12 protein-coding genes and 1 rRNA gene are annotated in these 12,553 nt (G+C 70.4%); 7 read left to right on the top strand and 6 right to left on the bottom strand.

Features of this window, described 5'->3' with window-relative positions:
• Positions 1 to 66 precede the first annotated feature (66 nt).
• The 4 genes from QWM81_RS25675 to QWM81_RS25660 all read right to left on the bottom strand — a co-directional run bounded on the left by QWM81_RS25675 (position 67) and on the right by QWM81_RS25660 (position 3,739).
• Entirely contained in the window at positions 67 to 792 is a 726-nt protein-coding gene (locus tag QWM81_RS25675) for a phosphatase PAP2 family protein (RefSeq protein WP_290114729.1), read from the bottom strand.
• A gap of 142 nt (positions 793 to 934) precedes the next feature.
• On the bottom strand, positions 935 to 1,957 hold the full coding sequence (locus QWM81_RS25670) for a C40 family peptidase (RefSeq protein ID WP_290114728.1): 1,023 nt from the start codon (positions 1,955 to 1,957) through the stop codon (positions 935 to 937).
• Between the two features lie 91 nt (positions 1,958 to 2,048).
• A complete protein-coding gene (locus QWM81_RS25665) occupies positions 2,049 to 2,840 on the bottom strand; it encodes an SAM-dependent methyltransferase (RefSeq protein ID WP_290114727.1) in 792 nt (263 codons plus the stop codon).
• A 23-nt stretch (positions 2,841 to 2,863) separates the two neighbouring features.
• Positions 2,864 to 3,739, bottom strand: a complete 876-nt coding sequence (locus QWM81_RS25660) for an NAD(P)-dependent oxidoreductase (RefSeq protein ID WP_290114726.1) — start codon at positions 3,737 to 3,739, stop codon at positions 2,864 to 2,866.
• 105 nt (positions 3,740 to 3,844) lie between these two features.
• Here QWM81_RS25660 and QWM81_RS25655 point away from each other — a divergent pair, with 105 nt between their 5' ends.
• The 7 genes from QWM81_RS25655 (at position 3,845) to QWM81_RS25625 (ending at position 11,795) form a co-directional block, all read left to right on the top strand.
• Positions 3,845 to 4,426, top strand: coding sequence for a TetR/AcrR family transcriptional regulator (locus QWM81_RS25655; protein WP_290114725.1), 582 nt, complete (start codon positions 3,845 to 3,847; stop codon positions 4,424 to 4,426).
• Between the two features lie 291 nt (positions 4,427 to 4,717).
• On the top strand, positions 4,718 to 5,026 hold the full coding sequence (locus QWM81_RS25650) for a DUF8827 family protein (protein WP_017945892.1): 309 nt from the start codon (positions 4,718 to 4,720) through the stop codon (positions 5,024 to 5,026).
• A gap of 94 nt (positions 5,027 to 5,120) precedes the next feature.
• Positions 5,121 to 5,957, top strand: a complete 837-nt coding sequence (locus QWM81_RS25645) for a DUF8175 domain-containg protein (RefSeq protein ID WP_290114724.1) — start codon at positions 5,121 to 5,123, stop codon at positions 5,955 to 5,957.
• Complete coding sequence (locus tag QWM81_RS25640; RefSeq protein WP_290114723.1) at positions 5,947 to 7,323, top strand: hypothetical protein; 1,377 nt, start codon at positions 5,947 to 5,949, stop codon at positions 7,321 to 7,323. Before QWM81_RS25645 ends, QWM81_RS25640 begins: the two co-directional genes overlap by 11 nt.
• On the top strand, positions 7,320 to 8,873 hold the full coding sequence (locus QWM81_RS25635; protein ID WP_290114722.1) for an SCO6880 family protein: 1,554 nt from the start codon (positions 7,320 to 7,322) through the stop codon (positions 8,871 to 8,873). The genes QWM81_RS25640 and QWM81_RS25635 overlap by 4 nt, the downstream gene beginning before the upstream one ends.
• Positions 8,874 to 8,884: 11 nt before the next feature.
• Positions 8,885 to 10,285 (top strand): ATP-binding protein, encoded by a 1,401-nt coding sequence (locus QWM81_RS25630; RefSeq protein WP_290114721.1) that lies wholly within the window; start codon positions 8,885 to 8,887, stop codon positions 10,283 to 10,285.
• A gap of 16 nt (positions 10,286 to 10,301) precedes the next feature.
• Positions 10,302 to 11,795, top strand: a complete 1,494-nt coding sequence (locus tag QWM81_RS25625) for a type IV secretory system conjugative DNA transfer family protein (RefSeq protein WP_290114720.1) — start codon at positions 10,302 to 10,304, stop codon at positions 11,793 to 11,795.
• Here the strand turns inward: QWM81_RS25625 and QWM81_RS25620 are convergent.
• Together QWM81_RS25620 and rrf are read right to left on the bottom strand one after the other, a co-directional pair.
• Entirely contained in the window at positions 11,785 to 12,354 is a 570-nt protein-coding gene (locus tag QWM81_RS25620; protein WP_290114719.1) for a GNAT family N-acetyltransferase, read from the bottom strand. The two genes, QWM81_RS25625 and QWM81_RS25620, sit on opposite strands and share 11 nt — an antisense overlap.
• Before the next feature lie 99 nt (positions 12,355 to 12,453).
• A 5S ribosomal RNA gene (rrf, locus tag QWM81_RS25615) occupies positions 12,454 to 12,553 on the bottom strand; the annotation flags it as partial.

Here is a 12,553-nt window from a genome sequence, read left to right as displayed (position 1 = left end):
GCGCCCTACGGACCACCTCACGGAGCGGTGTACGGACCGGCGCCACATGGCCGGCCTGGGGACGGCCTACGCGGCCAGGTCGCTCTCGCCCGAGCCCGCGCCGGGGCCGGAGCCGAGCCGGGGCTCCGGGATGTCCAGCGTCTCGTGCCGCCCGCGCACGGGCGCCTTGCGCGACCGTACGAGCCATCCGATCCGCCCGGACCGGGCCACCGCCGACACCAGCGGCGTGAGGAGCGCGAGGGCGACCGGGGCGAGGAGCAGCGCCGCCGCCGTACCGAGCGCGAATCCCCCGATGACGTCCGTCGGATAGTGCACGCCCATGTAGACGCGGCAGAAGCCCTCGGCGAGAGCCAGGCCGATCGCGGCGAGGCCGAACCGGCGGTTGGCGACGAAGAGTCCGGCGCCGATGGCCATCGCCATGGTGGCGTGGTCACTCACGAACGAGTAGTCCGTCTTGCCGCCCACCAGGACTTCCAGCCCCTGGTGATCGACGAACGGCCGTGGCCTCTCCACGAACCCCCGGATCGGGATGTTGACGAGGAGGGCGATCCCGGCGGCGAGCGGCGCCCACACCAGTCCGGCGACGGCCGCGACCGAGTCATCGACCGACCCGCGCCGGCGCACGCTCCACCAGCACCAGAGCACGACCAGCACCATCGCGAGCATGATCCCGTACTCGCCGACGAATTCCATGACCCGGTCGAACCACGAAGGGGCGTCCTTCGCCAGCCCGTTGATGTCGTAGAGCAGGCCGACATCGGGGTTCGAACCGTCCGATCCGAATCCAGCCATCTGCTGCGGCCCCTTGCCTTGTCACCAGGTCACCGTGGTCATGAGTAGGTTGAGTCCAGGGAACGCCCCGCGGGAGGGGTACGTTCCACTCTCCACGGAACGATCACCATGACGTTACCGAAGAGTGATGCGTCCCCGCAGCTCAGACCCCTCCGGCGGTCCTTTTCGGCAGCGCTTTCGCGCCATCCTCGGTGACCCGCGTGGCCCCGAAGTAGTCCGGCGTATCGATCTTGTCGAACCGGATCACGGCCCCGGTGTACGGCGCGTTGATCATGTACCCGCCGCCGACGTACAGCCCCACGTGCCGGATCGCCCGCGAATTGGTCAGGTCGTCGGAGAAGAACACCAGATCACCGGGGAGGAGTTCATCCCGCGAAGGGTGCGGCCCCGCGTTGTACTGGTCGTTCGCCACGCGCGGCAGCTCGATCCCCACCGTCCGGTACGCGGCCTGCGTGAGCCCCGAACAGTCGAACCGCCCGCCCTGTTCCGGTGTCCCGTTGCCGCCCCACAGGTACTTCGTCCCGAGCTTCTTCTGCGCGAAGTAGATCGCCCCGGCGGCCTGCCGCGACGGCTCGACCCGGCCGATGGGCCGCGCGAAGCTCTTCTCCAGGGTGCGAATGATCCGGACGTAGTTCTGCGTCTCGCTGATCCCGGGCACCCCGCCCGCCTTTATCACCCGGTACGCCCCGGCGTTGTAGGCGGCGAGCATGTTGTTGGTCCGGTCGCCCGGCACGTTCTTCACGTACCCGGCGAGCTCGCAGTCGTACGAAGCGGCCGAGGGAATGGCGTCCGCCGGGTCCCACACGTCCCGGTCGCCGTCCTGGTCCCCGTCGATGCCGTGGGTGGCCCACGTGCCGGGGATGAACTGCGCGATCCCCATGGCGTTCGCGGGCGACACGACCCTCGGGTTCCACCCGCTCTCCTGGTACAGCTGCGCGGCGAGCAGGGCGGGGTTGATGGCGGGGCACAGGTTCCCCCACCTCTGGACGAGGCCCTGGTACGCGGCGGGCACGGCTCCCTTCGCCAGCCCGACGACCCCGTTGACGGCGCCCGCGCCGCCGCCGAGCAGCCCGGCGGCGGCGGAGTACGTACCGACGACGAGCAGCGCGACGAAGCCCATGCACAACCCGACGCACGCCCCGCCCACCAGCCACGCCTTACGCACCGTCAACCACCCCTAAGCGCCATGGCAGTCCACCGAGCGTCAGTGTAGGCGGCGGGTCCGTCATTCCGGCGGGAAGCGCCGGACCCGGCGCTCAGGGCGCGGGCTTGCGGCCGACACCCCCGTACATGGCGACCTCGTCCGCAGGGGTGTCAGGGCGCCACCGGGAGCAGGAGACGACGCCCGGCTCCAGCAGCTCCAGGCCGTCGAAGTAGCGGGTGATGGCCTCGGGGGTGCGCTGGGTGAGTTTCGGGGTGCCGTGCTCGTTCCAGAAGGCGACCGCCGCGTCGACGTCCGGCATGGCCGGGTGGCGGACGGTGTGGGACAGCACCAGGTGGCTGCCGGGCGCGAGGGCGTCCATGAGGCGGCGGACGATGGCGTACGACTCCTCGTCGTCCTCGATGAAGATGACCACGCCCAGCAGCATCAGCGCCACCGGCCGGTCGAGGTCGAGGGTCTTGGCGGCCGCCTCCAGGATGGCGTCGGCGTCCCGCAGGTCGGCGTCCAGGTAGTCGGTCCGGCCCTCGGGCGTGCCGACCAGCAGCGCGCGGGCGTGGGCGAGGACGAGCGGGTCGTTGTCGACGTACACGACCCGGGCGTCGGGGGCGACGCGCTGGGCGACCTCGTGGGTGTTGTCGGCGCTGGGCAGGCCGGTGCCGATGTCCAGGAACTGGCGGATGCCCTCCTCCGCCGCCAGGTGCCGCACGGCCCGCCCCAGGAACAGCCGGTCGGCGCGGGCGTACTCGCCGATCCCGGGGTGGAGTTGCCGTATCCGGTCGCCGGCTTCCCGGTCGACGGGGTAGTTGTCCTTGCCGCCGGTCCAGTAGTTCCAGATGCGGGCCGTGTGGGGCCTGGTGGTGTCGATACGCGATTCGATGTCCGTCACGCCACCAACGTAAGGCAACTGCCTTACGCGGCGGGCCGCTTCAGAACCTCCACCAGGCTGGAGCCGCTGTCCGCGCCGTGCCCGGCGGCCATGCCGCGCCGGAAGATGCCGAGGAGGGCGGCCGGAAGGGCGCCGTCGACGCCCGCGTCCGTGGCGGTGTGCAGGACGTGCTCCACGCTGGCCACGCCCATGGCGAGCCGGTCGACGTCTCCGGTGTGGTCACCGGCGTCGACGCGGGGTGTGTAGAACTCCAAGAACCGGGTGAGGTCCAGGGCGTTTTTGGCGTACGGGAGGATGTCGGCGGCCTTCAGGCCGTGGGCGCCGGCCATGGCGACCGCCTGCCAGTAGCTCGTCAGGGCCGTCCAGAACATAACCATGTTGAGCTGGTAGAGCAGCGCGGCCAGGCCCGGGTCCTCGCCCTTGTGGTCGGCGGCGGACAGGACCTCCAGGGCGGCGCGGTGGGCCTCGAAGACCTCGCGCGGGCCGCTGTAGAAGGTGGACGAGTCGGGGCTGCCGATGCCGGACGGTGGCGTCAGCACGCCGCCGGTCAGCTGTGTGGCGCCGCGCTCGGCGGCCCAGGCGGCGGCCGCGCGGGCCTTGTCGGGGGTGTCGGAGGTGAGGTTGACCAGGACGCGGCCGGCGAGTGCCGCCGGGTCGGCGCCGCCCAGTACGGCGTACATCGCGTCGTAGTCGGTGAGGCTCAGCACCACCAGCTCGTTGGCGGCGAGCGCCTCACCGGCGGACGCGGCCCGCACGGCACCCCGCGCCACGAGGGCGTCGGCGCGGGCGGGGGCGCGGTTCCAGACGGTGACGCGGTAGCCGCGGTCGAGGTAGGCGTGCGCCATGGCCTGCCCCATCGGGCCGAGCCCGATGACGGTCACGGAAGCGGTCTTGCTCATGAGAACCCCCAGCTCTAGAACGATCGCTCTATCCAGCAGATGACGCAGACCGTAACACAGCTCTAGAACGAACGCTCTACTCACTCCCTCGGTAGGATCGGCCGCATGCAGACCAGTGCCACCAGCACCCGCGACCGGATCGTCGTGGCCGCCGCCCGCCTCGTACAGCGACAGGGGTACGTCGGCACGGGCATCAAGCAGATCGCCAAGGAGGCGGACGCCACGCTCGGCTCCGTGTACCACTTCTTCCCCGGCGGGAAGGAAGCCGTGGCCGTGGCGGCGATCCAGTACGGCGACGAGGAGTTCGCGGCGATCCTGCGCGAGGCCCTGGACAGCGAGGACGACCCGGGCGCGGCGATCGAGGCCTGCGCCCGCCTCCTCGCCGGGGCACTGCGCGCATCGGGCTGGACCGACGGCTGCCCGGTCACGGCCGCCGCCCTGGAGACGCTCGGCGACGCCGGCTCGCAGATCCAGCGGGCGTGCGCCGCCGCGCTGCGCGGCTGGCAGGACACAGTCGCCGACAAGCTGCTGCGCTCGGGCCTCGCGGCGGCCGACGCCCACGAGCTGGCCGGCACGGTGATCAGCACCCTGGAGGGCGCGGAGGTCACGGCCCAGGTCACCCGCAGCGAGGCGCCCCTGCTGACCGCCGGACGGCACCTGTCACGGCTGGTCGCCACCTACCGCTGAGCCGCACCGGGAGGGCGGCCCGCACGGGCTTGTCGCGGCCCCAAGAGTGCACCAACGACAGTCATTGCCCGGAGTCACCCCCCGTGATACACAGAGTAACCATGTGCGTACTCGCATACACCCGATCCGCCGCCGACGCAGGTCACGGCGCCCGGACCGGTCAAACGTGCGGGGATCGGGTAAAGAGACCAGCCAAGTCCGCGCACATGGGCGGTTTCATCAGCGAAGATAGTGGGTGACCCGTGCCATGGGGCAAGGGTGTCGAACTACCCAACAGGGGCGGTGAGTTACATGTATCTGGCGGCCGAAAAAGGCGACATCACCACCATCATTGGCGGAATCGCCCCCAACTGGGGGCCTTTCGGGAGCCTGGGGAACGAAGCCCGCGTGATGATCGAGGTCGTGATGGCCGTGGCCATCCTGCTGTGCCTCGGCATCGCGATCTGGGGAGCGGCCAAGCAGCGCATCGGCGCGACCGCACTCCGGGACACCTTCAGCGCCGAACAGGGCAAGGGGCTGATCGTGGCCGGCCTGACAGGCGTCTTCATCATCGGATCGCTGGGGACGTTGTTCACCATCGTGTACGGGATGGCTGTCTAACCCTCCGCCAGCTGTCCCCCGGCTCCTTGAGGTCGCGTCACCTGATGTCCAGTCACCATAAATATCAGCGAACGGTTGAGGGGGCGTACCCGTCATGAGCCTCGGCGACGAGCACGACGGCGGCAGTGGCATGGGAGGCGGCGGTACGGGCCAGACCCGTACCCGCCTGCCCGACAGCGGCGCCGGCGACGTCTACGGCGGCGCCCGCCGCCCGGCCCGCAACTCGCGCTCGCTCATCACGGTGGTGGGTGTGGTGGTGCTCCTGATCGCGGCCATCGCGTTCGCGAACAGAGACGGAGCCGACGAGGACGCCTCCTCCAACGCGGCAGCCGGCCGCGAGGCGGCCCCCACGGCGGCGACGGGCGTCAAACCGGTATCGGGCAAGAACGGCACGATCCCCTCGGGCTTCGCCCATGACGAACAGGGGGCGCAGAGCGCGGCGTCCAACTATGCCGTCGCTCTCGGCTCCGACGGCATGTTCAAGGCCGACAGCCGACACGCCATTGTCGACGCCATCTATACCCCGGCTGCCGCCGCAAAGCTCAAGGGGCCGCAGGACGCCGCCTACTCCCGCGAGTTTCTGCAGAAACTGGGCTTGGACGCCAACGGCAACGCTCCGCAGGGCAGCACCTTCGTCTCCCGAACGATTCCCGTAGGTACCAAGGTCGAAAGCTTCAGCGGGGACACCGCCAAGGTGTCGGTCTGGTACACGGGTCTGATCGGGATGTCCGGCCCTGAGTCGACCGACCCGGTCAGCACGACCTGGAAGACATGGACCTTCGACCTGCAGTGGACCGCCAACGACTGGAAGGTCACCGCAGATTCTCAGAAGGATGGACCGGCTCCCGTGCCCGGTGACATCCCCGCCTCCAGTGCGGACGACATCAGCAAAGCCGTTGCGGAGTACGGAGGCTTCACGTATGCCAGGTAGCCGGCAGCGCCGCGTCGGCTCGGTCGTCGCAGCGCTCACCACCGTCCAAACCGCACTTTTTCTGTTCCCGGCTAGCGCTGCGGCGGCGCCCACGCCGACGCCCTCCCCCAGCACCAGTAATGACCCTTGCGACCTGCTGATCGGGCCTGCCAAGGAATACTGCGACAGTGGTCAAGGCGCAGGCCGTTCCGCCCGCTCCACCCCCACCGACCCCACCACCGCCCTCGACCCCCTCGCATCCCTCGCTCAGGGCTGCGCCGACGCCGCCGCGTGGATCGTGGGCAAGCTCAGCGCGGCCGTCACCAGCACCGCCGAGGTGGACTTCACCAACCCCAAGTTCCTCCAGCAGTACGCCGTCGTCTTCGCCGCCTCCACCGTCCTGACCCTCGTCCTGTGGCTCCTCGCCGTCGCCAAGCGCGCCATCCGCGGCGTGCCGGTCGCGACCGCCATGTCCGAGGCCATCGGGTTCCTGTGGCTCACCGTCCTGGCGTCCGCCTTCACGCCGCTCATCCTCTACACGGTCGTCTCCGCGACCGACGGCGTCACCGAGGCCATCGCCAGCGGCGCCGGCGGGCAGACGGACGCGTTCTTCGGGACGTTCGCCGAAGCCCTCAAGAAGGGCGACGACATCGGCGGCGGGCCGATCATGCTGATCGTCGTGTCCCTCGTGTCGATCCTCGCCGCGGGCATCCTCTGGCTGGAGCTCGTCATCCGCGCCGCCCTGCTCTACGTCGGCGCCCTGCTCGGCACGGTCGTGTACGCGGGGCTCGTGGACAAGAACATGTGGGGCCACGTCCGCCGCTGGGCCGGGATCATGATCGCCGTCATCCTCGTCAAGCCGGTCATCATCATCGTCCTCGGTCTCGCCGGCGCGCTCTCCTCCGACGAGGGCCCCGACGCCATCTCGGCCGTCGTGTCCGGCCTCGCCATCATCCTGCTCGCGATCTTCGCCTCCGCGATGATCTACCGCTTCGTACCCGGCTTCGGCGACGAGATCGCCACCGCCCGTACGAACCGCAAACAGGCCACCGACGGCGCCCAGGCCGCCGCCGTCATCTCCTCCCCCGCCGCCCTCGTCTCCCAGGGCATCAAGACCCACAGCAGCCGCGGCCACCAGAAGGGAGGCGGCGGCGGCGAACCCCGCCCCACCAACGCCGTCACCGGCGGCGTGGCCGCCCACAGCTCCCGTACCGCACCCTCCGGAGGAAGCAGCGGCGGCGGATCCGTCCCCACCGCCGTCCCGACGGCAGCCCCCGCCCCCCGCAGCGCACCCCGCAGCGCGCCCAGCAGCACCACCCCCCACAGCAACCGCAACAGCAGTAGCACCAGCAACAACACAGGAAGCACAGGAGGTGGAGGGCGTTGACGACCCAGTCCCAACCGATCACGCCCCGCCGTACGTATCTCATCGGCCGGGCCCGGCCGAACGCGATCGTCGGCAAGAACCGCGAGACCGGCGAGATCGCGCTGATCATCGCCGGCGCGTTCCTCGGCATGATGAGCGGGCTGCTGGTCCCCGTCCTGTCTCTGCGGATCGTGGCCCTCATGGGCTTCCCCATGCTGGCGCTGGCCGCCGTGTACGTCCCGTACAAGGGCCGCACCTTCTACAAGTGGTTCGAGATCAACCGCAGCTACAAGCGCACCCTCCGCCAGGGCACCACCTACCGCTCCTCCGCCATGGAGGCCGGCACCAGGATCGACGGCCGCGAGGTCGAGGTCGGCCCGCCGCCCGGCATCGGCCGCATCAACTGGCTCTCCGCCCCCTTCGGCCCCGACGAGATCGCCGTCCTCCTCCACGCCGACCGCCGCACCGTTACCGCCGCCATCGAGATCGAGGGCCCCGGCGTCGGCCTGCGCGACAGCGAGGACCAGGAAGCGCTGGTCGACCGTTTCGGCACCCTCCTCAAGCATGTCGCCAACGGCGACGGCTTCGTGACCCGCCTTCAGATGCTGGCCCGCACGCTCCCCGCCGACCCCGACGCCCACGCCAAGGACGTCGCCCAGCGCGGCGACCCGCACGCCCCCGGCTGGCTCCAGGACTCCTACGAGCAGCTCCAGTCCATGGTGTCCACGTCCAGCGAGCAGCACCGCGCGTACCTCGTCGCCTGCATGCACTACACCCGCGAACTGGCCGCCGAGGCCCACACCATGGCCCGCGCCGCCCGTCAGGCCTCCGGGCAGCGCAAGCTCGACAAGGACGCCGGCCTCGCCGTCGTCATGGCCCGCGAGCTCACCGACATCTGCGCCCGCCTCGCCGAAGCCGACATCCGGGTACGCCAGCCCCTCGGCCAGTCCCGCCTCGCGTCCCTCGTGCACTCCATGTACGACCCGGACCACCCCATCGACCACATCCAGGCGATGACGAAACGAAACGCTTGGCCCGCCGAGCTGGACGCCATGGAACCGACGTACCTCCAGGCCAAGACCCGCGAGTCCGCCACCCGCGCCCCCTGGTGCCACGCCACGGCCTGGGTGAAGGAGTGGCCGATGACGCCCGTCGGCGTCAACTTCCTCGCCCCCCTCCTCGTCCACACGCCCGACGTGATCCGCACGGTCGCGGTCTGCATGGACCTCGAACCCACCGAGGTCGCCATCGAGCGCATGCTGACCGAGAAGACGAACGACGAGGCCGAAGCCAGCCGCGCCGCCAAGATGAACCGCACCGTCGACCCACGTGACATCGCCGCCCACGGCCGGCTCGACCAGCGGGGTGAAGATCTCGCCAGCGGCGCGGCAGGCGTGAATCTCGTCGGGTACATCACTGTGTCGTCTCGTACGCCCGAGGCCCTGGCCAGGGACAAGCGGACGATCAGGGCCTCGGCGGGCAAGTCGTACTTGAAGCTGGAGTGGTGCGACCGCGAGCACCACCGGGCCTTTGTGAACACCTTGCCGTTCGCGACCGGCATCCGCCGATAGGGGCCTGAGTGATGCGTGATCCGCTGTCCGTCCTCACCGATGCCTTCACCTCCTTCCTCTTCGGGAAGGTCGAGACGACCCGCCTTCCCGTGCGTACGTCGACGGGCCAGGCCCAGGCCGTCTACCTGCCGACCGCCGCGCCCGGCCTCGGCGACTCCGGCGTGATCATCGGACGCGAGGTCTACAGCGGCAAGGGGTACATCTACGACCCCTTCCAGCTGTACGGCCAGCAGCTCCCCGCCCCGCACTGGCTGGTGCTCGGCGAGTCCGGCAACGGCAAGTCGGCGCTGGAGAAGACGTACGTGCTGCGCCAGCTCCGCTTCCGCGACCGCCAGGTCGTCGTCCTCGACGCCCAGGGCGAGGACGGCGTCGGCGAGTGGAACCTCATCGCGCAAGAGCTGGGGATAACCCCCATCCGGCTCGACCCGATGGCCGCCCTGGACGACGGCATCCGCCTCAATCCCCTCGACCCGTCGATCACCACCACGGGCCAGCTGGCCCTGCTCCGTACGATCATCGAGGTCGCGATGGGGCATGGGCTGGACGAGCGGTCCGGCTTCGCGCTCAAGGTCGCGCACGCGTACGTGAACGAGACGATCACCGACCGGCAGCCGGTCCTGACCGACATCGTCGAGCAGCTGCGCCACCCGGAGGCGGCGTCGGCGGAGTCGATGAACGTCGACATAGACGACGTACGGGCCTGGGGCCTGGACGTGGCCCTGGTACTGGACCGGCTGGTCGACGGTGACCTGCGGGGCATGTTCGACGGGCCGACGACCGTCGGCATCGACCTCGACGCGCCGCTCATCGTCTTCGACCTCTCCCACATCGACCGCAACTCGATCGCCATGCCCATCCTGATGGCGATCGTGGGCGTGTGGCTGGAGCACACCTGGATCCGGCCGGACCGCAAGAAGCGCATCTTCCTGGTGGAGGAGGCGTGGCACATCATCAACAGCCCGTTCGTGGCGCAGCTGTTCCAGCGGCTGCTGAAGTTCGGGCGGCGGCTCGGCCTGTCCTTCGTGGCGGTGGTCCACCACCTCTCCGACGTGGTCGACGGGGCGGCGGCGCGGGAGGCGGCGGCGATCCTGAAGATGGCGTCCACGCGCACCATCTACGCCCAGAAGGCCGACGAGGCGAGAGCGACCGGGCGGGTGCTGGGCCTGCCCCGGTGGGCGGTGGAGATCATCCCCACGCTCACCCCCGGCATCGCCGTCTGGGACGTCAACGGCAATGTGCAGGTGGTCAAACACCTCGTCACCGAGGCGGAACGGCCGCTGGTCTACACCGACCGGGCGATGACGGAGTCGTCGCTTCCCGATGATGTGGCTGCGGCGGAGTGGGAGGCGGAGCAGCGCGCGACCCTCATCGAGCAGCAGATGAACGAGCCCTCCCAGTCGACGGTGGCCTGATATGCAGCGTCAGCACATGCGGGGTCAGCACGATGCGGAGCGGGGCATTCCTGATGGGTTGCTGGTGGGGCTGCTGGGGTTCCTGCTGGGCGTGACACTGCTGGTCTGGACGGCGACCGGGCTGGCGGGGCTCTTCGCCAACGGCGCGTGGCCTGAAGGGGTGACTTTCACGCACACGCCGGCCGCGATACGGAGCCTGGTCTCCCAGCCGCAGGACCTGGCGGGCGCGTGGCCGGCGACACCGGCGGGGCAACTGTCGGGGTACGGGCTGTTCTGGGGCCTGCTCATGGGCGAGTTGATGGTGCTCGTGGTGCTGGCGGTATTCGTGCTGGGCACGGTGGCGCGCTGGCGTGCGGTACGGGCCGCGCGAGCGGCTGGGGTGGCTGGGGTGGCTGGAGCGGCTCGGGTGAAGGCTTCGGCCGGCACGGCGACGATCCCGGCTCAGCCCGAGACGGTACGGCATACGCCGGTCACGACCCCGGCTGCGGAACCCCCGGCACCCGCGTTGCCCCGGCCGACGTCGCCCGCGCCCAGCGAGCCTCCCGCGCCCACCCCCCGTACCCAAGCCCCCCACCCGGCAGCCCCCACCCCGCGCATCGTCTACGGCACCCCCTCCACCCGCCGCCCCGCCACCCTGCGGGCCATCCAGGAAGCTGACGGCCCCGCCCTCGTCGTCACCTCCGACCCGGCCGTGTGGGCCGAGACCAAGGACGCCCGGGCCAAGCTCGGCCCCGTCCTCGTCTACGACCCCGGCCACCTGTGCGACACGCCCGCCCGGCTGCACTGGTCACCCACCCACGGCTGCGAGAACATCGACACGGCCGCCACCCGCGCCGCCGCCCTCCTCGCACCCGTACGCCCCCGGGCCCGTATGGACGCCGCCGTCGCCGACACCGCCGAAACGCTCCTGCGCTGCTGGCTGCACGCCGCGGCCGTGGAGGGCCGACCGGTCAAACAGGTCCAGCGCTGGGCGCAGAACAACGGCGCCCATGAGCCCGTACGCATCCTCCGTACGCACCCCAAGGCAACCAACAGCCATGCCGGCCTGCTGGAATCGGCGCTCACCGCGTATCCCGACCGCCGGGAAGCGGCCCAGGAGCTGACGGTTCGTGCGCTGGCGTCACTTTCCTCGGTCCACATCCGGGAGGCCTGCACGCCGAATCGAACTGACTCGCTGGCACTGGAATCATTCATCGCCGAAGCGGGCACCCTTTATGTGGTGGGTGAACCGATCGAAGACCCGAGGACCCACCCGGGCGCGATGCCCCTACTGACCGCGCTCGCCTCTGACGTGGTCGAGCACGGCCGCCGCATGGCCGCACGGTCATCCGACGGTCGGCTCGACCCACCAATGACGCTGGTCCTGGACGACCTCGCGGCCGTGGCCCCGCTGCCCGCCCTCCCCGAACTACTGGCGACCGGACGGGAACAGGGCCTGCCGACCCTGGTCCTCCTCCGCTCACCCGAACAGGGCCGCGCCCGCTGGCCGGACCAGCCGCTCACCCCGTGACGGGCGGCCGCCGCACCTCGTACTCCAGCTCCAGGGCCCCACTGCCGTCCCCCTCCACAGGCAGACTGGCCCCGCTGGGCACGAAGCCGGCCTTCCGGTAGAACGCCTCCGCCCGCCCGTTCCGCTCGTGCACATAGAGCCGTACGCGCTGGATCGGCGCCCCGACCAGCGACCAGGACCACTCCAGAGCCGCCCGGAACAGCCCCTCCGCCACCGCCCCGCCCCGCGCCTCCGGCCGTACGTACACCCCGACGACATGCGTCTGGTCCACCTTCGGCGCCTCACCGAACCGCGTCTCCCCACCGGGCCGCTCCACCAGCACGGTCACCGTCCCGGCCCACGATCCGTCCGGCGCCTCGGCGACGAACTGCTGAGCGCGGTCACTTCCCTCCGCCACCACCGCGGCCCGCTCCCGCCAATGCGCGTCGGGCCGCGCCACGGCCGCCTCATACGTATCGAGGAACGCGACGGGCGCGGCGGGATCCCGCAGTGCGGCGAGCCGAATCTCGCGGGCCTTGCGCCACTCGTCGGCACGTACGGGCCGTATCAGGTACTCCATCCCCACATACTGATCACCGCCGCCCGAGCGGTCAACACAATTCCCCTTGAACGCAGGAAAGCCCCGCACCAAAAGGTGCGGGGCTTTCCCACAATAATTGTTCGGCGGTGTCCTACTCTCCCACAGGGTCCCCCCTGCAGTACCATCGGCGCTGAAAGGCTTAGCTTCCGGGTTCGGAATGTAACCGGGCGTTTCCCTA

It is taken from the genome of Streptomyces ficellus (genome assembly GCF_030406405.1).
Taxonomy (GTDB): domain Bacteria; phylum Actinomycetota; class Actinomycetes; order Streptomycetales; family Streptomycetaceae; genus Streptomyces; species Streptomyces ficellus_B.
Note: the sequence above shows the minus strand (reverse complement) of the source record. Positions and strands in the feature narration are given on the sequence as shown.

Bases quoted from the DNA above. Each gene is read 5' to 3' on its own strand.
- QWM81_RS25620 (WP_290114719.1), bottom strand. From the start codon at position 12,354: ATGGAGTACCTGATACGGCCCGTACGTGCCGACGAGTGGCGCAAGGCC.
- QWM81_RS25660 (WP_290114726.1), bottom strand. From the start codon at position 3,739: ATGAGCAAGACCGCTTCCGTGACCGTCATCGGGCTCGGCCCGATGGGG.
- QWM81_RS25640 (WP_290114723.1), top strand. From the start codon at position 5,947: ATGCCAGGTAGCCGGCAGCGCCGCGTCGGCTCGGTCGTCGCAGCGCTC.
- QWM81_RS25630 (WP_290114721.1), top strand. From the start codon at position 8,885: ATGCGTGATCCGCTGTCCGTCCTCACCGATGCCTTCACCTCCTTCCTC.
- QWM81_RS25655 (WP_290114725.1), top strand. From the start codon at position 3,845: ATGCAGACCAGTGCCACCAGCACCCGCGACCGGATCGTCGTGGCCGCC.
- QWM81_RS25645 (WP_290114724.1), top strand. From the start codon at position 5,121: ATGAGCCTCGGCGACGAGCACGACGGCGGCAGTGGCATGGGAGGCGGC.
- QWM81_RS25675 (WP_290114729.1), bottom strand. From the start codon at position 792: ATGGCTGGATTCGGATCGGACGGTTCGAACCCCGATGTCGGCCTGCTC.
- QWM81_RS25650 (WP_017945892.1), top strand. From the start codon at position 4,718: ATGTATCTGGCGGCCGAAAAAGGCGACATCACCACCATCATTGGCGGA.
- QWM81_RS25625 (WP_290114720.1), top strand. From the start codon at position 10,302: ATGCGGGGTCAGCACGATGCGGAGCGGGGCATTCCTGATGGGTTGCTG.